This is a genomic window from Streptomyces sp. NPDC042638 (assembly GCF_040647235.1).
Taxonomy (GTDB): Bacteria; Actinomycetota; Actinomycetes; order Streptomycetales; family Streptomycetaceae; genus Streptomyces; species Streptomyces rameus.
Map to the genome: position 1 here is coordinate 43,643 of NZ_JBEZBT010000028.1, position 25,855 is coordinate 69,497.

General features: G+C 72.1%; 23 protein-coding genes. 16 read left to right on the forward strand and 7 right to left on the reverse strand.

Going from position 1 to position 25,855, the window contains the following annotated elements; translation table 11 throughout:
- Nucleotides 1-102: 102 nt before the first annotated feature.
- Nucleotides 103-1,365: a YihY/virulence factor BrkB family protein gene (locus AB0B40_RS22380; protein ID WP_345052434.1), complete on the reverse strand. Its 1,263-nt coding sequence runs from the start codon at nt 1,363-1,365 to the stop codon at nt 103-105.
- 153 nt (nt 1,366-1,518) lie between these two features.
- Between AB0B40_RS22380 and AB0B40_RS22385 the strand changes: the two genes are divergently transcribed.
- The 15 genes from AB0B40_RS22385 to AB0B40_RS22455 all read left to right on the forward strand — a co-directional run bounded on the left by AB0B40_RS22385 (nt 1,519) and on the right by AB0B40_RS22455 (nt 16,650).
- Complete coding sequence (locus AB0B40_RS22385) at nt 1,519-3,153, forward strand: acyl-CoA dehydrogenase family protein (RefSeq protein ID WP_345052431.1); 1,635 nt, start codon at nt 1,519-1,521, stop codon at nt 3,151-3,153.
- Between the two features lie 533 nt (nt 3,154-3,686).
- Nucleotides 3,687-4,976 carry a GAF domain-containing protein gene (locus tag AB0B40_RS22390; protein WP_345052428.1) on the forward strand — a complete coding sequence of 430 codons (1,290 nt, stop codon included), beginning with the start codon at nt 3,687-3,689 and terminating at the stop codon, nt 4,974-4,976.
- A 195-nt stretch (nt 4,977-5,171) separates the two neighbouring features.
- Nucleotides 5,172-6,506, forward strand: a complete 1,335-nt coding sequence (locus AB0B40_RS22395; RefSeq protein WP_345052425.1) for a hypothetical protein — start codon at nt 5,172-5,174, stop codon at nt 6,504-6,506.
- A 58-nt stretch (nt 6,507-6,564) separates the two neighbouring features.
- On the forward strand, nt 6,565-7,137 hold the full coding sequence (locus AB0B40_RS22400; protein ID WP_362265182.1) for a GNAT family N-acetyltransferase: 573 nt from the start codon (nt 6,565-6,567) through the stop codon (nt 7,135-7,137).
- A gap of 127 nt (nt 7,138-7,264) precedes the next feature.
- Nucleotides 7,265-7,348, forward strand: a complete 84-nt coding sequence (locus AB0B40_RS22405) for a putative leader peptide (RefSeq protein WP_309486338.1) — start codon at nt 7,265-7,267, stop codon at nt 7,346-7,348.
- Between the two features lie 125 nt (nt 7,349-7,473).
- A complete protein-coding gene (locus AB0B40_RS22410) occupies nt 7,474-9,171 on the forward strand; it encodes a nitrite/sulfite reductase (protein WP_345052420.1) in 1,698 nt (565 codons plus the stop codon).
- The gene (locus AB0B40_RS22415) at nt 9,168-9,350 is read left to right on the forward strand and encodes a hypothetical protein (RefSeq protein WP_345052417.1); all 183 of its coding nucleotides are present in this window, start codon (nt 9,168-9,170) and stop codon (nt 9,348-9,350) included. The genes AB0B40_RS22410 and AB0B40_RS22415 overlap by 4 nt, the downstream gene beginning before the upstream one ends.
- A complete protein-coding gene (locus AB0B40_RS22420; RefSeq protein WP_345052414.1) occupies nt 9,347-10,060 on the forward strand; it encodes a phosphoadenylyl-sulfate reductase in 714 nt (237 codons plus the stop codon). Before AB0B40_RS22415 ends, AB0B40_RS22420 begins: the two co-directional genes overlap by 4 nt.
- Nucleotides 10,061-10,086: 26 nt before the next feature.
- Nucleotides 10,087-10,623, forward strand: coding sequence for an adenylyl-sulfate kinase (cysC, locus tag AB0B40_RS22425; protein ID WP_345052412.1), 537 nt, complete (start codon nt 10,087-10,089; stop codon nt 10,621-10,623).
- Complete coding sequence (cysD, locus tag AB0B40_RS22430; protein WP_345052409.1) at nt 10,620-11,555, forward strand: sulfate adenylyltransferase subunit CysD; 936 nt, start codon at nt 10,620-10,622, stop codon at nt 11,553-11,555. The genes cysC and cysD overlap by 4 nt, the downstream gene beginning before the upstream one ends.
- A 2-nt stretch (nt 11,556-11,557) precedes the next feature.
- Complete coding sequence (locus AB0B40_RS22435) at nt 11,558-12,892, forward strand: GTP-binding protein (RefSeq protein WP_345052407.1); 1,335 nt, start codon at nt 11,558-11,560, stop codon at nt 12,890-12,892.
- Between the two features lie 223 nt (nt 12,893-13,115).
- Complete coding sequence (locus tag AB0B40_RS22440; RefSeq protein WP_345052405.1) at nt 13,116-14,225, forward strand: aliphatic sulfonate ABC transporter substrate-binding protein; 1,110 nt, start codon at nt 13,116-13,118, stop codon at nt 14,223-14,225.
- A 35-nt stretch (nt 14,226-14,260) separates the two neighbouring features.
- Nucleotides 14,261-15,040, forward strand: coding sequence for an ABC transporter ATP-binding protein (locus AB0B40_RS22445; protein ID WP_345052402.1), 780 nt, complete (start codon nt 14,261-14,263; stop codon nt 15,038-15,040).
- Entirely contained in the window at nt 15,027-15,911 is an 885-nt protein-coding gene (locus AB0B40_RS22450) for an ABC transporter permease (protein WP_345052399.1), read from the forward strand. The genes AB0B40_RS22445 and AB0B40_RS22450 overlap by 14 nt, the downstream gene beginning before the upstream one ends.
- 1 nt (nt 15,912) lies before the next feature.
- Entirely contained in the window at nt 15,913-16,650 is a 738-nt protein-coding gene (locus AB0B40_RS22455; RefSeq protein ID WP_345052396.1) for a sirohydrochlorin chelatase, read from the forward strand.
- A gap of 181 nt (nt 16,651-16,831) precedes the next feature.
- On the opposite strand, the gene AB0B40_RS22460 is transcribed toward AB0B40_RS22455, so the two are convergent.
- Nucleotides 16,832-17,155: a hypothetical protein gene (locus AB0B40_RS22460; protein ID WP_345059481.1), complete on the reverse strand. Its 324-nt coding sequence runs from the start codon at nt 17,153-17,155 to the stop codon at nt 16,832-16,834.
- Between the two features lie 614 nt (nt 17,156-17,769).
- Nucleotides 17,770-18,417, reverse strand: coding sequence for a DsbA family protein (locus AB0B40_RS22465; protein WP_345059479.1), 648 nt, complete (start codon nt 18,415-18,417; stop codon nt 17,770-17,772).
- Between the two features lie 564 nt (nt 18,418-18,981).
- Here AB0B40_RS22465 and AB0B40_RS22470 point away from each other — a divergent pair.
- Complete coding sequence (locus AB0B40_RS22470; RefSeq protein WP_362265187.1) at nt 18,982-21,234, forward strand: MMPL family transporter; 2,253 nt, start codon at nt 18,982-18,984, stop codon at nt 21,232-21,234.
- 183 nt (nt 21,235-21,417) lie between these two features.
- Here the strand turns inward: AB0B40_RS22470 and mgt are convergent, their stop codons facing one another.
- The 4 genes from mgt to AB0B40_RS22490 form a co-directional block, all read right to left on the reverse strand.
- Entirely contained in the window at nt 21,418-22,632 is a 1,215-nt protein-coding gene (gene mgt, locus AB0B40_RS22475) for a macrolide-inactivating glycosyltransferase (protein ID WP_362265189.1), read from the reverse strand.
- A 76-nt stretch (nt 22,633-22,708) separates the two neighbouring features.
- The gene (locus tag AB0B40_RS22480; RefSeq protein WP_362265191.1) at nt 22,709-23,983 is read right to left on the reverse strand and encodes a sugar ABC transporter substrate-binding protein; all 1,275 of its coding nucleotides are present in this window, start codon (nt 23,981-23,983) and stop codon (nt 22,709-22,711) included.
- Nucleotides 23,983-24,816 (reverse strand): carbohydrate ABC transporter permease, encoded by an 834-nt coding sequence (locus AB0B40_RS22485; RefSeq protein WP_362265193.1) that lies wholly within the window; start codon nt 24,814-24,816, stop codon nt 23,983-23,985. The genes AB0B40_RS22480 and AB0B40_RS22485 overlap by 1 nt, the downstream gene beginning before the upstream one ends.
- Nucleotides 24,813-25,736, reverse strand: a complete 924-nt coding sequence (locus AB0B40_RS22490; protein WP_362265219.1) for a sugar ABC transporter permease — start codon at nt 25,734-25,736, stop codon at nt 24,813-24,815. The genes AB0B40_RS22485 and AB0B40_RS22490 overlap by 4 nt, the downstream gene beginning before the upstream one ends.
- Nucleotides 25,737-25,855: the final 119 nt, after the last annotated feature.

The following is a 25,855-nucleotide window of genomic DNA, read 5'->3' on the forward strand; positions in this document are numbered from 1 at the left end:
TGCGCCCCGACGGCCGGCCGACCGTCGGTCCCTCAGCCGGTCGGTTCCGCTCGCCCCCGCGGTACTCTCCTCGGCCGAAGGCACCCCGCGCCGCCCGGACCGTCAATGGTCCGGGCGGAACGGGTCCCCGTCGCTCCCCTCGGGGCCGGTGGTCCCGGTGGGACCGGTGGGTCCGCTGTGGCCGGTCCCAGGGGGTCCGCTGTGGCCGGTGGTCCCGCTGCCGCCTCTCCCGCCGTTGGCCTTGTGCGCATGGTGGGGGTTCTTCGCGTGGGTGCGCAGGCGGGCCGTCACGTCCTCCGGCGGCAGGAAGCGGGACCAGCGCTCGGGGAACTCGGAGGGCATGTCGGGGTCGTCGGGATCGGTCTCGCGGGCCGCGGCCGCGGCGCGGGCGACGTACTCGGCGACCTGCGCCTCGCGCACCCTCTCGTTGGCCTCGCGTGCGGCGGCCGTGGCCGCGGCCGGCCAGACCCGGTCGATGGCCGCGTTCACCGCCGCGCCGACGAGCACGGCGAACGCGGACACACCGATCCACAGCAGAACGGCCACGGCGGCGGCGAGGGAGCCGTAGATCGTCGCGCCCTCGATGGTGTTCGTGAGGTAGATGCGGAGCAGGAAGCTGCCCAGGACCCACATGGCGAGGGCGACCAGGGCGCCGGGCACGTCCTCGATCCACGGCGACCGCACCGGCACCGAGACGTGGTACAGCGTCGTCAGGAAGACGATGGACAGGACGATCACGACCGGCCAGTACAGGACCTGCACGACCGTCTCCGACCAGGGCACGATCCGGACCACCGCGTCCGGCCCGGCCACCATCAGCGGCAGCGCCACCGAGCCGATCAGCAGCGCCACGATGAAGAGCAGGAACGCCATGATCCGGGTCTTGACGATGCCCCGGACGCCGTCGAGGCCGTACATGACGGTGATGGTGTCGATGAAGACGTTCACCGCGCGCGAGCCCGACCACAGGGCGAACAGGAAGCCGATGGAGATGACGTCGGGCCGGCCGCCCTGCATCACGTCGTGCAGGATCGGCTCGGCGATCTCCTTGACGCCCTTGTCGGACAGCACCGTGCGGGAGGCCTCCAGGAGGTTGGTCTCCAGGCTGTGGATGGTGTCGGCGCCGGTCCAGTCGTCGACGTACCCGAGCAGTCCGATCAGGCTCAGCAGCAGCGGCGGCACCGACAGCAGCGTGAAGAACGCCGCCTCGGCCGCCAGGCCCAGGATGCGGTACTCCATGCAGGAGTTGACGGTGTCCTTGAGCAACAGCCAGGCGGTCCGGCGCTTGGAGACGTTCCGGTAGAGGGCTCTGGCGCGGTGGAGCCGGCCGGCCGGCCGCTCGGGGGTATCACTTGCTGGCTGCACGACCCAAAGGTATCCGCAGCACGGGACCGCCCTCACCTTCCGGGGCCCGTGGCCTGTCCCGGCGGCCCCGCGAAGCCGGTTCCGGTGCTCTTCGGGGCGGTGCTGTGCCACTCTGGAGGCCATCACCGCCGCCTTCCCGGGTAGGTTCCCCTCATGGCAGGCCCCTCCACCCACACCGTGACGAATCAGCCGCCCCCGTTGATCGGCTACGACGTCTTCACCGCCGACCGGGCCCTCACCGAGGCCGTCGACCGCCACACCGGCCCGGACGTGCTGGACGAGGTGCGCGCGGAACTGTCCGCGCTCGGCCGGGCCGCCGGTTCCGCGCAGCTGCAGGAGTGGGCGGTGCAGGCGAACGAGCACCCGCCCCGGCTGCACACCCACGACCGCTACGGCCACCGCATCGACGAGGTCGAGTTCCATCCGGCCTGGCACCGCCTGCTCGGCAAGGGCGTGTCGGCGGGGCTGACCGGTGCCTGGACACGACCCGCCGGCCATGTGCGCCGGGCGGCCGGGTTCCTGGTCTGGACGCAGGTCGAGGCCGGCACGTGCTGTCCGCTGTCGATGACGCACGCGGCCGTTCCCGCGTTGCGCGCCGACCCGGAGCTGGCCGCCGAGTGGGAGCCCCGGCTGACCTCCACGATCTACGACCGGGAGCTGCGGCCCCCCGGTCAGAAGCCCGGCGCGCTGTTCGGGATGGCCATGACCGAGAAGCAGGGCGGCAGCGACGTCCGCGCCGGCACCACGCGGGCGCTGCCCCTCGCGGAGCCGGGTACGTACCGGCTGACCGGTCACAAGTGGTTCTGTTCGGCGCCCATGTCGGACGCCTTCCTGGTGCTCGCGCAGGCCCCCGGCGGGCTGACCTGCTTCCTGGTCCCGCGGGTCCTGCCCGACGGCGACCGCAACGTCTTCCTCCTGCAGCGGCTGAAGGACAAGCTGGGCAACCGCTCCAACGCCTCCGCCGAGGTCGAGTTCGACGGCACCTGGGCGCGCCGGGTCGGCGAGGAGGGCCGCGGGGTGCGCACGATCATCGGCATGGTCTCCGCGACCCGGCTGGACTGCGCGCTCGGCTCGGCGGGGCTGATGCGGCAGGCGGTGGCCCAGGCGGTGCACCACTGCACCTACCGGGAGGCCTTCGGCGGGAAGCTGGCCGACAAGCCGCTCATGCGCAACGTCCTCGCCGATCTCGCGCTGGAGTCGGAGGCGGCGACCACGCTCGCGCTGCGACTGGCAGCGGCCTGTGACGACGACGGCGAGCAGGAACGCGCCTTCCTGCGACTCGCGGTGCCGGCCGCCAAGTACTGGATCACCAAGCGGTGCGCGCCGGTGGCGGTGGAGGCCGCCGAGTGCCTGGGCGGCAACGGGTACGTCGAGGAGTCCGGCATGCCCCGGCTGGTGCGGGAGTCGCCGCTGAACTCCATCTGGGAGGGCGCCGGGAACGTGCAGGCGCTGGACGTGCTCAGGGCGCTGCAGCGGGAGCCGGGCGCGCTGGACGCCTGTCTCACCGAGATCGGCCGGGCGCACGGCGGCGACCACCGGCTGGACCGGGCGGTGAAGGACCTGTTCACCGAACTCGCCGATCTGGACGGCATCGAGGGGCGGGCGCGGCGGCTGGTGGAGCGGCTCGCGCTGGTGCTTCAGGGCTCGTTGCTGGTGCGGTTCGCGCCGTCGGAGGTCGCCGACGCGTTCTGCGCCTCCCGTCTGGGCGGCGACCACGGCGCGTCCTTCGGCACCCTGCCCACGGGCCTGGACCTGGAGTCGGTGGTGGACCGGGCACGGCCTGCCTGACCTGTCCGGGGGGCGCCGGGCCGCGCTGGTGCCCGGGGGCGCCGGGCCGCGCTGGTGGGCGGGGGTCCGGACCTGCCCGGGGGCGCGAGGCCGCGCTGGTGCGCGGGTCCGGACCTGCCTCGGGGCGGCTGTTCTGCGCGGTGCGCGGATCCGCCGCGCGGGTGCGGCCGGCGTCGTCCGTCACGGACGGACCGCGGGCTTGGGCGCCGCCGGGCCGTGCCCCCGCCGTGAAGTCGGCCGGGGCACCGGACGGTAGGGGGTGGTGCTGCGCCGACACGGCACCACCCCCACAGTCTGGGCCCGTTGAGCCCGCGGACGCGTAACGCGTCACGGGCAAGTCTCAGCCACCTTCCGACCGTTCACCAGGGTTGCAGGGGGTTGCAACTTATGGGGGCACATGCGCGGAGTCTGTGCCTCCGCCATGCCCGGAACGGCACTATGAGAGGGACAGTCGGACCGGAAACCGCCGCCCGGACGGCTTGACAAGTGTGTTCGACACCCTTTCCGGGAGGACCACCGTGGGGAACCCGCCGATGAACGTGGCGCGCCTGGCCACCGTGGACGCGGCGCAGGCGGCGCGGATGCTGAACGAGATGCGCGAGGCCACGCTCGCCGGACAACGTGCGCGGATCGCGCCCCGGCCGGTGATCGAGCAGTCGTGGGGGCGGATGCTGCGCGGCGGCGTCGATCCCGAACGCGACTGCCGGTCGGGGCTTCTGCCCTCCGACGAGGTGCGCCGCCGACGGGAGGAGTCACCGCTGCGGCACGTTCTGCCGGTGCTGCGGGAGGGGCTTCTTTCGGTCGCGGACGTCGCCCAGCACATCATGGTCGTGGCGGACGCCGACGGGCGTGTGCTGTGGCGGGAGGGGGCGCCTCCGGTACTGCGCAGGGCCGACGGTCTTGGCTTCGAACTCGGCGCGGACTGGCGGGAAGACGTCGTCGGCACCAACGGGGTGGGCACCCCGGCGGTGGTGCGGCGGCCCGTGCAGGTGTTCGCCGCGGAGCACTTCGTGCGGTCGCAGACCTCCTGGACCTGTTCGGGCGCCCCGATCACCGATCCGCGGGACGGCCGGCTGCTCGGCGTGGTGGATGTCAGCGGCCCGCTGGAGACCATGCATCCGGCCACACTCGCCTGGGTGGACTCGGTGGCCAAGCTGGCCGAGGCCCGGCTGCGGGAGCTGCACCTGGCCTCCCTGGAGCGGCTACGGGCGGTCGCCGCGCCGGTGCTGGCCCGGCTGTCCGGGCGAGCGGTGGTGGTGGACCGGAACGGCTGGACGGCGGCGATGACCGGGATGCCGTACGTGCGGCGCGTGACGCTGCCCAAGTCGCTCCAGCCGGGCCGCCGGTGGCTGCCCTCGCTCGGCTCGTGCGCGGTGGAGCCGCTGGCCGGGGGCTGGCTGCTGCGGGCCGAGGACGAGCCGCTCGCCGCGCCCGCGCGCCGGATCACGCTGGACCTCTCCCGGCCGGACCGCTGCTCGGTGACGGTCACGGCCTCGACGGGGTCCTGGTCGCGGGAACTGAGCCCGAGACACGCGGAGTTGCTGTTCCTGCTCGCCGAACATCCCGCCGGGCACGGGGCGGCGTGGCTGGCCGAGCACCTGTTCGGCGACCCTTCCCGGACCGTGACCGTGCGCGCGGAGATGTCCAGGATCCGGCGGTATCTCGGGGAACTTCTCCAGCATCGGCCCTATCGTTTCCGGGCCGGCACGGCAGTCGAGGTGGTCCTCCCGGACGAACCCCGCGATCTGCTCCCCCGGTCGACGGCGGTGGCGGTGGCCCGGAAGCGCGACGCCATGCGGGACGGCCCCGTCGGCGCGCCCTGACTGCGGCCGTTCCGCCCCCCGTGTCCCCGGCCGGCCCCGCATCCCCGGCCGGCCCCGCTCGCCCTCCACCCGTTTGCGGCGACCCGCCCCTGTCCGGCCCGTTCCTGCCGTAGCATCCCGTACGGGCCTCCCCACCTGTTCCTCGCGTGAACGTACGGATCGTGAGGCGCAGTTGGCCCGTCGTCTGGAGGAGAGATGAAGCATCGCGGCAGACACCGCCGGCGCAGACGGGGCGCGGCACTGCGCGCCGTGCTGACCGGGACCGCGCTGGCGCTCACCGCCGCCGCCACCCTGATCAGCGCCTCCCAGGCCGAGGTCGCCGAGGATCCCGGCCCGCTCAAGCCGCTGACCTCCCGGGCGGACACCGGCCCGCTGCGGCTGCAGGAGCACCTGGTCCCCGCCCGCACCCTCGACCGGCTCGCCACCGCGATGGGCGTTCCGGTCGGTGTGGACACGGTGCTGCAGAGCGCCGACCGGAACCTGCGCGAGGGTGCCGACTGCTCCGCCGCGGACCGGGCGTCCCTGCCGGTGGACCCGGCCGCCGCCCGCGCCTACTGCTGGGACCCGGCCGACACCGCCGACGGCGCCTGGCGGCCGGCCTCGGTGACCACCTCCGGGGACGCCGCCGACGACGGCGTCTGGGGCACCCACCGGGTCGTCCTGGCCGGCTGGACCCACAGCACCGCCGCCGGCCGCCCCGGCGAGCGGGGTCTCGCCCGGGTCGCCCTCGTCGACGCGGACGACTCCGCGCACCTCAGCTACCGCTGGGTGCTGCTGGTGGTACCGGTCGACGGCGGCCGGGACTACCGGGGCCTGGCCTCCGGAGTCTCCGGCATGGTCTGGTACGACAACAAGCTGCTGGTCACCACGACGGCCGGCAGCGCCGACGCGCTCTACGTCTACGACCTGGACCGCATCCAGCGCACCACGGTCGACGCACCCGCGGTCGGCCGGGTGCCCGGCGGCTGGTCCGCCGACGGCTACGGCTATGTGCTGCCCGCGGTCGGCTCCTACCGCTTCACCGCCGGCCGTTGCGCCCCGTCCGGGCCGCCCTGTCCCGGCGCCCTCGCCCTGGACCGCGGCACGGCACCCGACAGCCTGGTCGCCGCGGAGTGGACCGCGCCGGGCGAGGACCGGCACGCCCGGTTGTGGCGGTACGCGTTCGACACCGATCCGGCGCGCCCCGGGCTGCTCGCCACGGACGCCGCGGGGCGGGCGGACCCGGTGGAGGCGTACCGGACCCGGGCGGACGGGATCCGGGGCGTGCTGTCGTACCGGAGGGCCGGATCGGACCGGCCGTCCTGGTATGTGGGACGGCTGCCCGATGCGCAGGACGGCCACGGCGGGCTGTGGCGGCAGGACACCGCGGGCGCCGGGGCGGCGCGCTGCGGCGCCGACGCCTCGGACCGCTGCTGGGCCCAAGGGGCGGGCTCCCTCTCCTACTGGCAGGAGACGGGCGAGGTGTGGTCCCTGTCGGACCGCATGCTGTTCGCGCTGCCCCTGGCCGCCTTCGACCACGCCCTGGACTGAGACGGGGCGTGACCGGGCCGATCGACAGAGCGGGTGACGGGATGGTTCCCTGGCCCGCATGAGCAGCGTCCCTGTCACCACCTGGTCCCTGGAGCAGACCTCCCCGGCCGACCTCCTGCCCGCCGCCGCCCCCGACGGCGATGTGCGGATCGTCCGCGCCGAGGTGCCCTCCCCCGAGTTCAGCCGGTTCCTGTACACCTCGGTCGGCGGCGACATCCGCTGGACCGACCGGCTGGGCTGGACCTACGCGCGGTGGCGGGAGTATCTGGAAGAGGCCGGGGTGGAGACCTGGGTGGCCTACGTCCGGGGCACCCCGGCCGGCTATGTCGAGCTGGAGCCGCAGGACGAGGGCGTGGTGGAGATCGCCTACTTCGGCCTGGTCCCCGCCTTCCGCGGCCGGCGCATCGGCGGCCACCTGCTGGCGTACGGCACGGCCCGCGCCTGGGACCTGGCCGAGCGCCGGCCCGAGCGGACACCGACCAAGCGGGTGTGGCTGCACACGTGCAGCAAGGACGGCGAGCACGCGATGGCCAACTACCAGCGGCGGGGCTTCAAGCTGTTCGACACCAGGGTGGAGCTGGAGCCCGATGTGACGACGCCGGGACCGTGGCCCGGGGCATACCCCGCCTGACCTGCCGGGACAAGCCTTCCGGCGGCACATGTGAGCGACGACACCCTTGGTCCACATTTCGGGACAAGGGTGTCCGCATGATGGACAAAGCTGGACTGTGTCCAGATCGCCGTGACACGCTTCCGTCATGTCTGGAACTGGAATTGCCTTGGTGAGTCGGCGGCACGTCGACCTCGGCCGCATGTCCAGCGCCATCTGTCCGGCGAGCTGACTGCTTCAGCGCCGCCGCGAACCCCGTACCTCACTCTTCCTGCGCAGGGACGCGCACGCCTGCCCGCGTGCGCGCATCCGTGCAGCTCAGAGCCGACGCCCACCGGTCCCGAAGGACGTAGAACCATGGCCGCCACCCCACCGAACCCCGACGCTTCCGCGCCCCGCCGCAAGGTGAGCCGTCACCGCGGCGAGGGCCAGTGGGCGGTTGGCCACCTCACGCCGCTCAACGGCAACGAGCAGTTCAAGAAGGACGACGACGGTCTCAATGTGCGGACACGCATTGAGACGATCTATTCCAAGCGCGGCTTCGACTCGATCGACCCGAACGACCTGCGCGGCCGGATGCGCTGGTGGGGGCTGTACACCCAGCGCAAGCCCGGGATCGACGGCGGCAAGACCGCGATCCTGGAGCCGGAGGAGCTGGACGACGAGTACTTCATGCTGCGCGTCCGCATCGACGGCGGACGGCTGTCCACGGGCCAGCTGCGGGTGATCGGGGAGATCTCCCAGGAGTTCGCGCGCGGCACCGCGGACATCACCGACCGGCAGAACATCCAGCTGCACTGGATCCGGATCGAGGACGTGCCCGAGATCTGGAACCGCCTGGAGGCCGTCGGCCTGTCCACCACCGAGGCCTGCGGTGACACCCCCCGCGTGATCCTCGGCTCGCCGGTCGCCGGCATCGCGGAGGACGAGATCATCGACGGCACCCCGGCCATCGAGGAGATCCACCGCCGGATCGTGGGCAACAAGGCGTTCTCGAACCTGCCCCGCAAGTTCAAGTCCGCGGTCTCCGGCTCACCGCTGCTGGACGTGGCGCACGAGATCAACGACGTCGCGTTCGTCGGCGTCGACCACCCCGAGCACGGCCCCGGCTTCGATCTGTGGGTCGGCGGCGGCCTCTCCACCAACCCCAAGATCGGTGTGCGGCTCGGCGCCTGGGTCCCCCTGGAGGAGGTCCCGGACGTGCACGAGGGCGTCATCTCGATCTTCCGCGACTACGGCTACCGGCGCCTGCGCACCCGCGCCCGGCTGAAGTTCCTGGTCGCCGACTGGGGTGCGGAGAAGTTCCGGCAGGTCCTGGAGGACGAGTACCTGAAGCGCAAGCTGGTCGACGGGCCCGCGCCCGCTCAGCCGGTGGAGCGCTGGCGCGACCACGTGGGCGTGCACCGGCAGCAGGACGGCCGGTTCTACGTCGGCTTCGCGCCGCGCGTCGGCCGGGTCGACGGCACGCTGCTGGCCAAGATCGCCGATGTCGCCGAGGCGCACGGATCGGGCCGCGTCCGTACCACCGTCGAGCAGAAGATGATCGTGCTCGACGTCGAGGAGGCGCAGGTCGACTCGCTCGTCGCCGGTCTGGAGGCGCTGGACCTCACGGTCAGCCCGTCCCCGTTCCGGCGCGGCACGATGGCCTGCACCGGCATCGAGTTCTGCAAGCTCGCCATCGTCGAGACCAAGGCGCGCGGCATCTCGCTGATCGACGAACTGGAGCGCCGCCTGCCGGACTTCGACGAGCCGATCACCATCAACATCAACGGCTGCCCGAACGCCTGCGCCCGCATCCAGGTCGCGGACATCGGCCTCAAGGGCCAGCTGGTCCTGGACGAGGACGGCAACCAGGTCGAGGGCTTCCAGGTGCACCTGGGCGGCGCACTCGGCCTGGAGGCGGGCTTCGGCCGCAAGGTGCGCGGCCTGAAGGTCACCTCCCAGGAACTGCCCGACTACGTCGAGCGGGTGCTGAAGCGCTTCGAGGCGGAGCGCGAGGACGGCGAGCGGTTCGCCACCTGGGCCGCCCGTGCCTCCGAGGAGGCGCTGTCGTGAGCGAGCGTGCCGCGCCCTTCTACTGCCCCTATTGCGGCGACGAGGACCTGCGTCCGAACGAGCAGGGCCACGGCGCCTGGGAATGCGGGGCGTGCAACCGCGCATTCCAGCTGAAGTTCCTCGGGCTGCTGACCCGGGGGCTGCAGCGAGCCGACCACGGAGGGGACGACCGGATATGACCACGGCTCAGGAACAGCCGCGTACCACCGAGGAGTTGAAGGCACTCGCCGAGCAGGCGGGCCGTGATCTGGAAGACGCCTCCGCGCTGGAGATCCTCCAGTGGGCGGTGGACACCTTCGGCAGCGGGTTCTGCGTCACCTCCTCCATGGAGGACGCCGTGGTCGCCCATCTCGCCTCGCGCGTGCTGAAGGGCGTCGACGTCGTCTTCCTGGACACCGGGTACCACTTCCCGGAGACCATCGGCACCCGGGACGCCGTGGAAGCCGTGATGGACGTCAACGTCATCACCCTCACGCCCAGGCGGACGGTCGCCGAGCAGGACGCCGAGCACGGCCCGAGACTGCACGACCGCGACCCCGACCTGTGCTGCAGGCTGCGCAAGGTGCAGCCGCTGGAAGAGGGTCTGAAGGACTACCGGGCGTGGGCGACGGGCCTGCGCCGCGACGAGTCCCCGACCCGGGCGAACACCCCGGTCGTCGGCTGGGACGAGAAGCGGCAGAAGGTCAAGATCTCGCCGATCGCCCGCTGGACCCAGGACGACGTGGACGCCTACGTCACCGAACACGGCGTGCTGACCAACCCGCTGCTGATGGACGGCTACGCCTCCGTCGGCTGCGCCCCGTGCACCCGCAGGGTCCTGGAGGGCGAGGACGCGCGCGCCGGCCGCTGGGCGGGCCGCGCCAAGACCGAGTGCGGGCTGCACGGATGACGACCGACCAGATTCAGGAGAACCACGTGACGACCGGAGCCACCGTCTGGCTCACGGGTCTGCCGAGCGCCGGCAAGACCACCATCGCGTACGACCTGGCGGCCCGGCTGCGTGCCGAGGGCCACCGCGTCGAGGTGCTCGACGGCGACGAGATCCGCGAGTTCATCTCCGCGGGCCTCGGCTTCTCCCGCGAGGACCGGCACACCAACGTGCAGCGCATCGGCTTCGTCGCCGAGCTGCTGGCCCGCAACGGTGTCAAGGCGCTGGTGCCGGTGATCGCGCCCTACGCGGACAGCCGGGACGCGGTGCGCAAGCGGCACGAGGAGAACGCGACGCCGTACCTGGAGATCCATGTGGCGACCCCGGTCGAGGTGTGCAGCGTGCGTGATGTGAAGGGGCTGTACGCCAGGCAGGCCGCGGGCGAGCTGACCGGGCTCACCGGGGTCGACGACCCGTACGAGGAGCCGGAGACGCCGGATCTGCGCATCGAGTCGCAGCACCAGACGGTCCAGGAGTCCGCGGCGTCGGTGTACGCGCTGCTGAGCGAGAGGGGACTGGCATGACCACGGTCGCCAAGGTCGAGGACGGCACGGAGAGCCCGTACGCCCTGTCGCACCTGGACGCCCTCGAGTCCGAGGCGGTGCACATCTTCCGCGAGGTGGCGGGCGAGTTCGAGAACCCGGTGATCCTGTTCTCCGGGGGCAAGGACTCCATCGTCATGCTGCACCTCGCGCTGAAGGCGTTCGCCCCGGCCGCGATCCCCTTCTCCCTGCTGCATGTGGACACCGGACACAACTTCCCCGAGGTGCTGGAGTACCGGGACCGTGTGGCCGCCGCCCATGGGCTGCGCCTCCATGTGGCGTCCGTCCAGGACTACATCGACCGCGGTGTGCTCAGGGAACGGCCCGACGGCACCCGTAACCCGCTCCAGACCCTCCCGCTGACCGAGAGGATCCAGAGCGAGAAGTTCGACGCGGTCTTCGGCGGCGGGCGCCGGGACGAGGAGAAGGCCCGCGCCAAGGAACGCGTCTTCTCCCTGCGCGACGAGTTCTCCCAGTGGGACCCGCGCCGCCAGCGCCCCGAGCTGTGGAACCTCTACAACGGCCGGCACGCCCCGGGCGAGCACGTCCGCGTCTTCCCGCTGTCCAACTGGACGGAGCTGGACGTCTGGCAGTACATCGCCCGCGAGTCCATCGAGCTGCCCCAGATCTACTACGCGCACGAGCGCGAGGTGTTCCGGCGCAGCGGCATGTGGCTGACCGCCGGAGAGTGGGGCGGCCCGAAGGACGACGAGAGCGTCGAGAAGCGGCAGGTGCGCTACCGCACCGTGGGTGACATGTCCTGCACCGGCGCCGTCGACTCCGACGCCGACACGATCGAGAAGGTCATCGCCGAGATCGCCGCGTCCCGGCTGACCGAGCGCGGCGCCACGCGCGCCGACGACAAGCTCTCCGAGGCCGCGATGGAAGACCGCAAGCGCGAGGGGTACTTCTAAGCATGAGCACGATAACGACCGAGGCGCTCTCGGCCACCACGCTGCTGCGGTTCGCCACCGCCGGCTCCGTCGACGACGGCAAGTCCACGCTCGTCGGACGGCTGCTGCACGACTCCAAGTCGATCCTCACCGACCAGCTGGAGGCCGTGGAGCGGGCCTCCGCGAGCCGCGGCCAGGAGGCTCCGGACCTCGCGCTGCTCACCGACGGTCTGCGCGCCGAGCGCGAGCAGGGCATCACCATCGACGTGGCCTACCGCTACTTCGCCACGCCGCGGCGCCGGTTCATCCTCGCCGACACCCCGGGCCATGTGCAGTACACCCGCAACATGGTCACCGGCGCCTCCACCGCCGAACTGACCGTGATCCTCGTGGACGCGCGCAACGGCGTGGTCGAGCAGACCCGCCGGCACGCGGCCATCGCCGCCCTGCTGCGCGTGCCGCACGTCGTCCTCGCCGTGAACAAGATGGACCTCGTCGAGTACCGGGAACCCGTCTTCGCGGCGATCGCCGAGGAGTTCACGGCGTACGCGACCGACCTGGGCGTCCCCGAGGTCACCGCGATCCCGATCTCGGCGCTGGCCGGCGACAACGTCGTGGAGCCGTCCGGGAACATGGACTGGTACGGCGGTCCGACCGTGCTGGAGCACCTGGAGACCGTGCCGGTCAGCCACGATCTGGCGCACTGCCACGCGCGGCTGCCCGTGCAGTACGTGATCCGGCCGCAGACCGCCGAGCACCCGGACTACCGGGGCTACGCGGGCCAGATCGCGGCCGGCACCTTCCGGGTCGGCGAGGAGGTCACGGTCCTGCCGTCCGGGCGGACCACGAGGATCTCCGGCATCGACCTGCTCGGCGAGCCGGTCGACGTCGCGTGGACCACGCAGTCGGTGACGGTCCTGCTGGAGGACGACATCGACGTCTCGCGCGGCGACCTGATCGTGCCGGCGAAGGACGCCCCCGCCACCACGCAGGACGTGGAGGCGACCGTCTGCCATGTCGCCGACGCCCCGCTCACCGTCGGCCACCGGGTGCTGGTCAAGCACGGCACGCGCACGGTCAAGGGCATCGTGAAGGACATCCCGTCCCGGCTCACGCTGGACGACCTCTCCCTGCACCCGCACCCGGGACAGCTCGTCGCCAACGACATCGGCCGGGTGAAGATCCGTACCGCGGAGCCGCTGCCGGTCGACTCCTACGCCGACTCCCGCCGCACGGGCTCCTTCATCCTGATCGACCCCTCCGACGGCACCACGCTCACCGCGGGCATGGTCGGGGAGTCGTTCGCCTCCCCGGAGCCCGTCGTGGAAACCGCCGACGAAGACGGCTGGGACTTCTGACCATGAACTCCGTCGACGCCTACTCGACGTTCGCGAAGGAGGGCGGCCGCGTCGGCAGCGGCGCCCTCGGCAGCGGGCAGGGCGGGGTCGCGCGATGTGTGCGCTGACGTACGCGCACCGCTTGCGCGCCCTCACCCCCCACCGCTGTAGACGAAGACCTGCCGACCTCCCGGCCACGACCTGAGAGACCGTGACCGCCGGGCCAACGAGAGGAAAGCCTCCCGTGCCTGCCAACACCTCGACGCTCCTCCGCCGCGGGACAGCCGCGATCGCGGTACTCCCCCTGTTCGCCCTCGCCGCGTGCGGTTACGGTTCCACGGCCAAGCACGACGACACCGCCAAGGTCGCCGCCGGCGCCGAGAAGACCGACGGACTCGACTCCGTCAGGATCGGGTACTTCGGAAACCTGACGCACGGCACCGCGCTGGTCGGTGTCCAGAAGGGCTTCTTCCAGAAGGAGCTGGGCGCCACCCGGGTCCGGCCCGCGATCTTCAACGCGGGTCCGTCCGAGATCGAGGCCCTCAACTCCGGTTCCATCGACATCGGCTGGATCGGCCCGTCGCCGGCGATCAACGGCTACACCAAGTCGAACGGCAAGAGCCTGAAGATCATCGGCGGTTCGGCGTCCGGCGGCGTGAAGCTGGTCGTCAACCCCAAGAAGATCACGTCCCTGAAGGACGTCAAGGGCAAGCGGATCGCCACCCCCCAGCTGGGCAACACTCAGGACGTGGCCTTCCTCAACTGGGCCGCCGAGCAGGGCTGGAAGGTCGACCCGCAGAGCGGCAAGGGTGACGTCACGGTCGTCCGCAGCGACAACAAGGTGACGCCGGACGCCTTCAAGGCCGGCTCGGTCGACGGCGCCTGGGTGCCGGAGCCGACCGCGTCCAAGCTGGTCGCCGAGGGCGGCAAGGTGCTGCTGGACGAGTCCACGCTGTGGCCGGACAAGAAGTTCGTGATCACGAACATCATCGTGCGGCAGGCCTTCCTCAAGGAGCACCCGAAGGCCGTCGAGGCGGTGTTGAGGGCCGCGGTGGAGACCAACAAGTGGATCAACGCCGAACCGGACCAGGCGAAGGCGGCGGCGAACAAGCAGCTGGAGACGGACTCCGGCAAGGCGCTGCCCGCGAAGGTCCTGGACCCGGCCTGGAAGTCCATCCAGTTCACCGACGACCCGCTGGCCGCCACCCTCGGCACCGAGGCGGCGCACGCGGTCAAGGCCGGCCTGCTGGACAAGCCGAACCTCAAGGGGATCTACGACCTGACGGTCCTCAACAAGGTCCTCAAGTCGACGGGTGCGAGCCCGGTCGACGCGGCCGGCCTCGGCACCAGCTGAGTCAAGCCCCGACGAGTTCCCAGGAGGTGACGACCATGGCCACGACCCTCACCAAGGCCGCCCCGTCGGTCGAGTACGCAGCACGCCTCGAGCATGTCTCGAAGTCCTATCCGGGCCCGGGCGGGCAGCAGCTCGTGCTGGACGACATCAGCCTCGATGTCGCGCCCGGCGAGTTCGTCACCCTCCTGGGGGCCTCGGGCTGCGGCAAGTCGACACTGCTGAACCTGGTGGCGGGCCTGGACCGGCCCACCGCCGGGTCCATCGACACCGACGGCCGCGCCGCCCTGATGTTCCAGGAACACGCCCTCTTCCCGTGGCTGACCGCGGGCAAGAACATCGAGCTCGCCCTGAAGCTCCGGGGGGTTCCCAAGCCCGAGCGGCGCGGCAGGGCCGAGGAACTGCTCGAACTCGTCCGGCTGAACGGCGCGCACGGCAAGCGCGTCCACGAGCTGTCCGGCGGTATGCGCCAGCGCGTGGCGATGGCCCGCGCGCTGGCCCAGGAGAGCAGCCTGCTGCTGATGGACGAGCCGTTCGCGGCCCTGGACGCCATCACCCGGGACGTGCTGCACGACGAGCTGACCCGTATCTGGGCCGAGACCGGCGTGTCCGTGCTGTTCGTGACGCACAACGTGCGCGAGGCGGTACGGCTGGCACAGCGTGTCGTCCTACTGTCCTCCCGTCCGGGCCGGGTGGCCCGGACGTGGGAGGTCGACATTCCGCAGCCGCGCCGCATCGAGGACGCGCCCGTGGCGGAGTTGTCCCTGGAGATCACCGAAGTACTGCGTGGGGAGATCCGCCGACATGGCCAGCACTGACACGACGACCGCTCCCGCGACGGGGAGCGTGGAGGCGGGCCTGGACGCGCTGGAGACCGCGCAGTCGGGCCGTACGCCGTTCCGCAGGACGTTCGTGGAGAAGATCGTGCCGCCGGTCACGGCGATCGTCGTGGTGCTGGTGGTCTGGCAGGGCCTGATCACCCTGAAGATCGTCGACGATCCGACCAAGCTGCCCTCGCCGGCCGCGGTCTGGGACGCCTTCCGCACCGACTGGCTGCAGGGCAAGCTGCTCGGCTACATCTGGACCAGTGTCTCCCGTGGTCTGCTCGGCTTCTGCTTCGCGCTGGTCATCGGTACCCCGCTGGGTCTGCTGGTGGGGCGGGTGCGGTTCGTGCGCGCGGCCATCGGCCCGATCCTGTCCGGTCTGCAGTCGCTGCCGTCGGTGGCGTGGGTGCCGCCCGCGGTGGTGTGGTTCGGGCTGAACAACTCGATGATGTACACGGTGATCCTGCTCGGCGCCGTGCCGTCCATCGCCAACGGTCTGGTGTCCGGCGTGGACCAGGTGCCTCCGCTGTACCTGCGCGCGGGCCGCACCATGGGTGCGACCGGGCTGAAAGGCACCTGGCACGTCACCCTGCCGGCCGCGCTGCCCGGTTACGTGGCGGGCATGAAGCAGGGCTGGGCCTTCTCCTGGCGTTCGCTGATGGCCGCGGAGATCATCGCCCAGTTCCCCGATCTGGGGGTGGGCCTCGGCCAGTTGCTGGAGAACGGCCGTACCGCCAGCGACATGGCCATGGTGTTCGAGGCCATCCTGCTCATCCTGTTCGTCGGCATCGCCATCGACCTGCTTCTCTTCAGCCCGCTGGAGCGGTGGGTGCTGCGCAGCCGCGGTCTGCTGGTGAAGGGCTGACATGCGCGGCCCGGTGCTCCTCGTCATCGCCCACGGCAGCCGCGATCCGCGGCACGCCCGGTCGGTGCATGCCCTCGTGGAGCGGGTACGGTCGCTGCGGCCGGGCCTGCGGGTGGAGACGGGCTTCCTGGACTTCAACGTTCCGTCGGCGCGCGGGGTCCTGGAGTCGCTGGCGGCGGAGGGCGTGCGGGACGTCGTCGCGCTGCCGCTGCTGCTGACCCGCGCGTTCCACGCCAAGGCGGACGTCCCCGCACTGCTGCGGGACGCCCCGGCGCGGCTGCGGATCCGGCAGGCGGAGGTCCTCGGCCCGTCGCCGCTGCTGCTGGACGCGCTGGAGCAGCGTCTGTACGAGGCGGGGCTGACTCCCGCCGACAAGTCCTCGACCGGGGTCGTGCTGGCCTCGGCGGGGTCCTCCGACCCGGAGGCGATCGCAGTGATCGCAGACATCGCGCGGGAGTGGTGGCGCACCGGTTGGTGCGCCGTGCGGCCTGCGTTCGCCTCCGCATCTCTTCCGCGTACCGAGGACGCGGTGCGCGAACTGCGCCGGCTCGGCTGTGCACGGGTCGCCGTGGCGCCGTATGTACTCGCTCCCGGCTTCCTGCCGGACCGCATCGCGCGCGGCGCGGCCGAGGCGGACGTACTGGCCGAGGTGCTGGGCGCGGCACCGCAGGTCGCGCGGGTACTGCTGGAGCGGTACGACCAGGCGCGGCGGCCGGCGCCGGTAGCGCTGGGCGCGTGACCGGCGGGTGCTCCTCGCCCGCCCGCGACGGGTGCTCCTGGGGCGGGTGCGCCTGGGGCGGCCCCGCCGCAGCGGTCGCCGGCGTGCGCGCGGGGCCAGGCCGGTGCCGCCCAGCGGCTGTCGCCGGCCGCTGCCACGGCTCAGTGGCCGCGGGACTCCGCGGTGGCGGGACTCCGGCCGCTCACAGGCCGAAGGCGGTGGTGAGCTGCCGGGTGTAGGCGAGGCTGCCGGTGCCGGCCGACGCCGCGATGGCGATCGTCTCCAGTGCGGAGCGGATGCGGCCCCGGTTGGGCGGCAGCCCGTCCTCGGCGGACTGCGCCAGCACCCCCTGGATGGTCTCGCCACAGCTCAGGAGTTGCGGGTACTCGGCGCGCAGCGTCTCGGTGAGCCGGTCGGCGACGTCCATGAGCGTTTCCAGGTCCGGGGTGGCGTAGTGGCTCCGCCTGCGGCCGCCGTCGCCGAAGTCGGCGGGGCCGTTGACGTCTCCGAAGGGGTAGGTGCTCATTCCTGTCCTCGCTTCTGGGCCGGCGGCTCGCGTCCGGGCCGGAGGAGCCGTCGGATGGCTGGGGGTCACTGCTCCGGCACGCCGTGCGGACCATCGTCCCGCGGGTGCCGAAGGTGCTGGGAGCGCTGACGTTACCGAGGTTGCGCGGCGGCCTGTCACCGTCCGGTGCGGGCCGGTGGACCTGCCACCGACCACGGACTGCACAGGGCAGACGGCCTCGTCCGCGGAAGCCAGGTGGGCCGAAAATCGCCACCCGTCCGGGTGACTGGTGTCCGTTGACCGCCGGTTCGATTCCGGCGAGGAGGGTGCGGACGGCCGCGCCGACGACGAGGCTCGGTCCTGGCGCGCCGCGTACCGGTCTCCCGTCATCCTCATCCGTCCCCTCCGGCCCTTCCGCACGCTTCACCCTAGGGACGCCGCCGCAGGGTTGTCGCGAGGTTCCGTGAGCCGGCCCAGCCGGGGACGGTTGTGTGGTAACGGCCGCCGCGGTCCGGCGTTCCCCTGTGACGTCGGACCGCGGCGGCTCTCCGTTCTGCGCCGAGGACGGCGCCCATGTCACACATGACGTGAAGTCGGCGCGCGGCAGGGGCGTTTATCGGCCAGTCCCGGCCGGGTCAGTCGAAGCGGAGGGCACCGGTGCGGGTGCGCTTGAGTTCGAAGAAGTCCGGGTGCCGGGCCAACACGCGGAAACTGTCGAAGAGTTCGGCTGCCTCCGCACCCCGGGGAACGGCGCGCAGCACCGGCCCGAACCAGACGGTGCCGTCGATGTGCAGGGTGGGCGTACCGACGTAGCCGCCGGTCTCCGGTTCGGCTCCGGCCGTGTGGCTGCGGTGGACCGCGTCGTCGTACGACGGGTCGTGGGCGGCGGCCGACAGGTCGGCCGGGAGCCCGAGTTCGGCCAGCGACTCGGTGATCACCGTGTCGAAGTCCTTGACGCCCTGTTCGTGGATGCGGGTGCCGAACGCGGTGTACAGGTCGCGCAGCACCTTGTCGCCATGCCGTTCGGCCGCGGCCACGGCGACCCGCACCGGACCGATCGAACGGTCCACCAGGTCCCGGTACCAGTCGGGGAGTTCGTTTCCGGTGTTGTGCAGGTACAGGCTCATCACCCGGAACCGGAGGTCGAGCGGCCGCAGACGCTCGACCTCCAGCAGCCAGCGGGAGGTGATCCAGGCGAACGGGCAGGCCGGGTCGAAGAAGAAGTCCACCCTGGCCGGGCCGGCGGTGCCCACCGGGGCGGTGTCGGTTCTGCTGTGCTCCATGACGACGACGCTAGTGCGCCGTTGGGACGCCGTCACGGCCCAATCCGCGCCTCTTTCCTTGGTCCAATTCACGGTCCCCGCCGGTCAGCGGCCGGTGTCGACCTAGGCCGGTCCGAGTGCCGCACAGAAGGCGGCCGTCCGGGGCCAGGAGGGAGCGTGGGGCCGTCGTGCCCCGTGGGGGCGGGCACGACGGCCGCGCCCGCGCCAGGACGGGCTGCGCGAAACTCTGGCCGATGCCCGGGGCCCGGGGCCCGGAGCAACCTCTTCACATACCTGTGACTTGTTCAACGAAGTTTCCTCATGACAAAGCGGATCTCTGTCGGTCGGAACGGACACCACGCTTCCCCGCCCCGGTCCCCGCCCGCGTCCCCGTCCCTGAGGCGCACCCCCGAGAACCGGCGATAGGTGTAAGGGGCCGCCGTCCTCCCCAGCGGGGAGCCGGGCCGCTCGACTTCACCGGGCAGTACGACGAGATGCCTTTTCCCGGCCCCTACCGTCGAATCCGAGCAAGCGCGGACGTGGCGGCAGGGGGTCGTCACGGCACACGAGGGGGGCAGGCCCGTCATGGGGAACACAGAGGTGCGGGTGCGGGGGCTGGCCGCACGCGCCGGCGGCTGGAGCGCCCGGCACCGCTGGGCGGCTGTCGGCATATGGGTGCTGTTCGTCGTCCTGGCCATGGGGCTGGGCTCCGCGGCGGGCCGGACCGACGTGGCCGAGAGCGACCAGCTCAAGGGTGAGACGCACACCGCCGCGAAGATCATCGACGACGCCGGCATCAAGGAGCCGGCCGGCGAGACCGTCCTGATCCAGTCCGGGGACAGTGCCGTCAAGGCGGCCAGCGGCCCGTTCCGGGCGGCCGTCGCCGACGTGGTGAAGGCCGTCGACGCCACCGGGAAGGTCACCGGCGTGACCTCGCCGTACGACACGCACACCATCTCCCGGGACGGCCGCAGCGCGCTGGTGCAGTTCGATCTGCGCGGCGACGCGGAGACGGCCGCCGACCGGATCCAGCCGGTGCTGGACGCCGTCGCCGCGGTGCAGAAGGACCACGGCGGGCTGCGGATCGAGGAGATCGGCGGCGCCAGCATGCAGAAGCAGTACCAGGACGCCTTCGGGGACGACTTCCAGCAGGCCGAGTACTCGGCGGTGCCGGTGGCCCTCGGCATCCTGCTGATCGCGTTCGGCGCGCTGGTGGCCGCGCTGCTGCCGGTGGCCCTCGCGATCACCGCGATCATGGCGACGATGGGCCTGATGGGCCTGGTCAGCCATCTCCAGCCGATGAGTGACACCGCCAACTCCGTGATGCTGCTGGTCGGTATGGCCGTCGGTGTCGACTACTGCCTGTTCTACCTGCGCCGCGAGCGCGAGGAGCGGATGGCCGGCCGGGACCCGGGCACCGCGCTCAGGATCGCCGCCGCGACCAGCGGACGGGCGGTCATCGTCTCCGGTGTCACGGTGTGCGTGGCGATGGCGGGCATGCTGTTCACCGGCCTCGCCGAGTTCGAGGCGATGGGTCTGGCCTCGCTGATGGTGGTGGCGGTCGCGATGGTCGGATCGGTGACCGTGCTGCCGGCGCTGCTCTCGCTGCTCGGCGAGCGGGTCGAGAAGGGCCGCATCCCGTTCCTGGGCCGCCGGCGCCGCGGAAACGCCCCGGACTCGGGCAGCCGGTTCTGGACGGCCGTGCTGCGGGGCGTGCTGGCCAGGCCGCTGGTCTCGGTCCTCGTCGCGGCCGGCGCGCTGCTGGCGATCGCCGCGCCCGCGCTCGGCATGAAGACCCAGCAGCTCACCCTGGACCAGGAGTTCGGCGACTCGCTGCCCATCGTGCAGACCTACAACCGCCTCAACGACGCCTTCCCCGGCGGCAGCGAGCCGGCGCAGGTCGTCGTCAAGGCCAAGGACATCAACGCTCCCGAGGTCCGCCGGGCGCTGGCCGGCTTCAGGAAGGAGGCGGTCGCCTCGGGTGCCTCGCGCGGCCCGGTCGACATCAAGCTGTACGACGCGCAGAACGTCGCCCTGGTCTCCGTGCCGCTGGTCGGCGGCTCCGATCTGGACCGGGCGACGGAGAGCCTGGGCAAGCTGCGTGACGAGGTACGGCCGGCCACGCTCGGCAGGGTCGAGGGCGTACAGGCGCCGGTCACCGGGCAGGTCGCGGGCAACCACGACTTCAACGACCAGCTGATGGGCTCGGTCCTGCCGGTCCTCGCGTTCGTGGTCGTCTTCGCCTTCCTGCTGATGCTGCTGTCGTTCCGTTCCCTGACGGTCGCCATCACGTCGATCGTGCTCAACCTGCTGTCGGTGGCCGCCGCCTACGGCATCCTCGTCGCCGTCTTCCAGCACGGCTGGGGTGCCTCGCTGGTGGGCGCGGAGGGCGTCGGCGCGATCGTCACCTGGCTGCCGCTGTTCCTCTTCGTGATCCTGTTCGGGCTGTCCATGGACTACCACGTGTTCGTGGTCTCCCGGATCCGGGAGGCCCGGATGCGCGGCCTGACGACGAAGGACGCGGTCCGGCACGGCGTGGTCACCACCGCGGGGGTCGTCACCAGCGCCGCCGTCATCATGGTCGCCGTGTTCGCGATCTTCGGCACGCTGTCCATGCAGTCGATGAAGCAGATGGGTGTGGGCCTGGCCGCGGCGGTCCTGATCGACGCCACGGTCATCCGCGGCGTGCTGCTGCCGGCGGTGATGGCGCTGCTCGGCGAGCGCAACTGGTACCTGCCCAAGTGGCTGCACCGGCTGCCCGACCTCACACACGACGAGGCTCCGCGCGGGCAGGCCGAGCGGCCGGTGCGCGAGGAGGGCGAACGGCTGCCGGCCTGATCCCGCCGTCCCTCCGGGGGCGGCCAGGGACCGCCGGGGGCGGCCAGGGACCGCCAGGGACCGTGTGTGGCTGTGGGGGGCGGCCGGGGACCGTGTGTGGCTGTGGGGGGGCGTGGGGGGCTGGTCGCACAGATCCCCCACGCCCCTTCGGTGCGTGCTCTCCCAGCCGGTGGCGGTGCGCGGCTACCGCCCCGCGCGGCCCGGAAGTTCCGCCTCGATGAGGTCGGCCGCGCGGCGCGTGCCGCCCTCCTGGGCCATCTCCGCCTGGATCTCCTTCAGGCGGCGCGCCACTTCCGGATCGTCCACCAGGGCGAGCGCGGCCGCGCGGAGGCGGTCGGCGGTGGCCTCCTCGGTGGCGAACCGCCGGGCGACACCGAGCGCCTGGAGCATGTCGGCGTTGCCGAACTGGTCGGCGGCCTGCGGCACGGTGATCATCGGCGTCGCGGTGGCGAGCCCCTCCTGGCTGCCGCCGGCGCCCGCGTGTGTGACGAACAGGTCGGCCTGCCGCAGGACCGCCAACTGCGGCACCCAGTCGTGCACCTCGACGTTGTCCGGCACGTCGCCCAGCTCGGCACGGGTCACGTGCCGGCCGACCTGCAGGACGACATGCCAGCCGGGCAGGTCCCCGAAGGCACGCACGCACTCCCGGTAGAACGCGGGCTGCTTGGTGAAGGCCGAGCCGAGCGAGACCAGCACGACCTTGCCGGCACCGGCGGGCCGCTGCCAGTCGCCCTGGTCCGCGCGGTTCCCCTGGCAGGCGCCCACGAAGGTGTGGACGCGTTCGTCCACCCGGTCGGCGTGCGGCTGGAGAGCCTTCGGGATGAGGACCAGGGAACGCGCCGGGCGGCCGGCGAAGGGGTCCGGGTGCTGGGTGATGCCGTTCTCCGTGAGCCATGCCTCGAACCGGGCGTAGTAGGCCCGCCCTCGCTCGGTCTGTTTCGGCTCCCGCCACATCGGCTCGGCGACCTCCTCCTCGTAACCCTCCCAGGCGACGAGGTTCGGGGAGAGGGAGATCGCCGGGACGCCCCAGCGGTGGGCCAGGACGCGGGCCGGGTAGGAGGCGATGTCGTGCAGGACGAGGTCGGGGATGTCGTCGGCGTAGGCCTCGACGAGCTGGGGCAGCGCCTGGACCGCGTCCGCCAGGAACGGCTCCACGTTGTCCAGCAGGGTGGTCCCCCATGCCTCCGGGTCGGCGTCGGGGCCGGGGAGGGTGGAGGTGTAGGGCACGGGCCGGGCCCCGGTGGCGGCCACCTTCTCCGCGAAGACCGGCGGGATGGCGTACGTGACCCGGTGGCCCCGGGCGACGAGTTCACGGATCACCTCCAGGCTGGGGTTCACATGGCCGTGGGCGGCGATGGAGAACATGGCGATATGGGCGGGCGGGGTCACGGGATTCATGCCACCGAGGCTAAGCGAGACGGAACGTCTCGTCTAACGTATTTCCCGTGCCGGTGCTCGCGGGGCCGGGGACCGTTCAGCGCTGGTAGCGGGCCAGGACGAGATTGCCGTCCCGCTCCAGGCGTTCGCGCAGCCCGTCGAGGCCGATCGCGCCGCTGTAGTACGCCTGGTAGGCCGGGGTGGCCACCTTGTCCTTCCATTCCGGGTAGCCGCGCACCGACTGCGCCGGCGCCGGGCGGAGACGGGCGGCGAGGGCGGTGCCGGTGGCCCAGCCGTTCTCGGCGGTGTGCAGGGCGGGGTCCTTCAGCGCCCGTGCTCCGGTGGGCAGCAGCCAGTCGCCGAGGGCGAGGCGGACCATGTTCCGCGGTCGCAAGAGGTAGTCGATGAAGGCGACCGCCTCCTTCTTGTGGGGGCAGTCGGCGGAGACGGACAGCGTCTGCGGACTGACGCCCTGGGTGAGTCCGTCGGCGCCCGCCGGGGCCGGCAGTACCGTCCAGCGGAAGCCCTCGGGGGCCTGCTGCACGATCTGCTGGCGGTAGGAGAAGCCCAGCGGGACCATCGCGTACCGGCCGGCGAAGAAGCCGGGCAGGGTGTCCGAGCCGCCGCTGCCGAGCGTCGAGGCGGGGGCGCTGTGGTCGACGGCGACCTGGTCGTGGACGGTGCGGGGCACGACCGCATCGCCGTCGGTGAAGCGCACGGTGACCTTGCCGTCCGCGCCCCGGTGGAAGAGCTGTCCGCCCGCCGACAGGGACAGGTTGAGCGTGGCGGACACGGGCTCCTTCAGCGGCCAGGCCACGCCGTACTCGCCGGGCCCGCTCAGCCGCTTGGCGACGTCCCGGAACTCCGCCCAGGACCAGGGGTGTCCGGGGGTCGGTATGCGCACCCTCGCCGCACGCAGCCGGTCCGTGTTCGCGATCAGTACCCGGGGTTCCTGAAGGTACGGCACACCGTAGACGCCGGGACCGAAGGTGGCCGTCCGCCAGCTGCTGCGCGGGATGTCGGAGGTGAGCCGGGCGGGCAGCAGGCCGGTCAGGTCGGCGAGGTAGCCGCCGTAGGCGAAGTCGGCGAGGTCGTCGGAGGCGTCGTGGATGACGTCCGGGGCCTCACCGCCCTCGAAGGAGGTGAGCAGCTGGTCGTGCACACTGTCCCAGCTTCCCTGGACGTACTCCACCCTGACGTCCGGGTGGGTGGCGTTCCACTCCCGCACCAGCTCCTTGTTGGCGGCGACGGACTCCTGCTGCCAGGCCAGGGACTGGAACCGCAGGGTGACCGGGCCGCCGTCCCGACGGCCCGGTGAGGAGCAGCCCGCGAGGAGCAGCAGCAGCGCGAGTGCCTTGGCGAGGGTCCGCATCAGCTCTTCACCGCCCCGGCGAGCAGGCCGCCCGTGATCCGCCGTTGGACCAGTGCGAAGACCGCCACGGAAGGCAGGGTGGCGAGGAACGCTGCAGCGGCCAGCGGGCCGAGGTCGGCCACGCCCTCGGCGCCGATGAAGTGGGTGAGGACGACCGGGAGGGTCTGTCTGTCCGGGCTCTTGAGCAGCACCAGCGCGAAGAAGAACTCGTTCCACGCGGTGACGAACGCGAACAGGGCCGTCGCCGCGATGCCGGGGGCGAGCAGCGGCGCCGTCACCGACACGAGGGTTCTCAGGCGTCCGGCCCCGTCCACGGCCGCCGCCTCCTCCAGTTCCGCGGGCACCGCCCTGACGTGCCCGGCGAGCATCCACAGGGCGAACGGCAACGCCCACACGACGTACACCAGCACCAGTCCGGTCAGGGAGTCGATCAGCCGCAGGTTCTTCAGCACCAGGAAGAGCGGGATGATCACCAGTACGAAGGGGAACGCCTGGCTGACCACCACCCAGCCCGTGGCGGCCCGGGCCAGGCGGGTGCGGTGCCGGGCCATGACATAGGCCATCGGGGTGGCGAGCAGCACGGCGGCGACCGCGGTGCCGAGCGCCACCAGCAGGGAGTTGAGGGCGGCCTGCGCCAGGGGCTGCTCGTCGAACGCCTGCCGGACGTTGGCCAGGGTGGGGTGGCGCGGGATCCAGGACGGGTGCAGGCTGCCCAGCTCGCGTGGGGACTTGAGCGCGGTGGACAGCAGCCACAGCAACGGGAAGACCAGGAAGAGGAGATAGGCGAGCAGCGCGGCGTACTGGCCGGCGCGGGCCGTGCGGCGGGTCCTCATGCTCCGTCACCGCCTCTCAGCCGGCCGGCCAGGAAGACCGCGAGCAGGATCGAGACCACCGCGACGAGGACGCAGCCCATCGCCGCCGCGTAGCCGAACTGGCCGTAGCGGAAGGCCTCTTCGTAGGCGAAGAGCATGGGCAGCCGGGTCTTTCCGCCGGGTCCGCCGCTCGTGAGCACGTAGACCAGGGCGAAGGAGTTGAGGTTCCAGATGAGGTTGAGCGCGGTGATGGCGAGGGCCACCGGTCTGAGCGCGGGCCAGGTGACCGTGCGGAAGCGGCGCCAGGCGCCCGCGCCGTCGACCGCCGCCGCCTCGTGGAGTTCGCGCGGGACGTTCTGCAGTCCGGCGAGCAGGGAGATTGTGGTCTGCGGCAGGCCCGCCCAGACGCCGACGACGATCACCGCGGGCAGCGCGGTGGCCAGCCCGCTCAGCCAGTCCCGGCCGTCACCGAGGCCGAGGTCGCGCAGGGTCTCGTTGAGGACGCCCGCGTCCGGGTTGTAGACGAGCCGCCACATGATGCCGACGACGACCTCGGGCATCGCCCACGGCACGATGGCGAGGGCGCGGGCCAGGCCGCGCAGGCGCAGGTCCTGGTTCAGCAGGAGGGCGAGGCCGAGCGCCAGCAGGAACTGGGGGACGCTCACGCCGGCCGCCCAGACCAGTCCGATCCGGAACGACTCCCAGAACAGGGTGTCGTGCAGCAGGTCCTGGAAGTTGAGGGCGCCGGTCCACCGGGTGGCGGCCGTCCGGCCGGACTGGGCGTCGGTGAAGGCCAGGAGGATGCCGTAGAGCAGCGGGCCGACGCTGAGCACGAGGATCGGGACGAGAGCGGGCAGGACGAGGAACCAGGTACCGCGATCGGCCGTCCGGCGGCCGGCCGGGCTCCGTGCGCCGGCCGACGACGACCGCGCTTCGGCCACTGCTGTCACGGAATCAGCCCCTTTGCCTGGTCCGATTGGCGTGTTCATGGTCGTGAAGGCACCGGTGGCCCGTCAAGGGACCGCGCACGGCGCCCACCTGTGGGTGATGCGAGACTGGC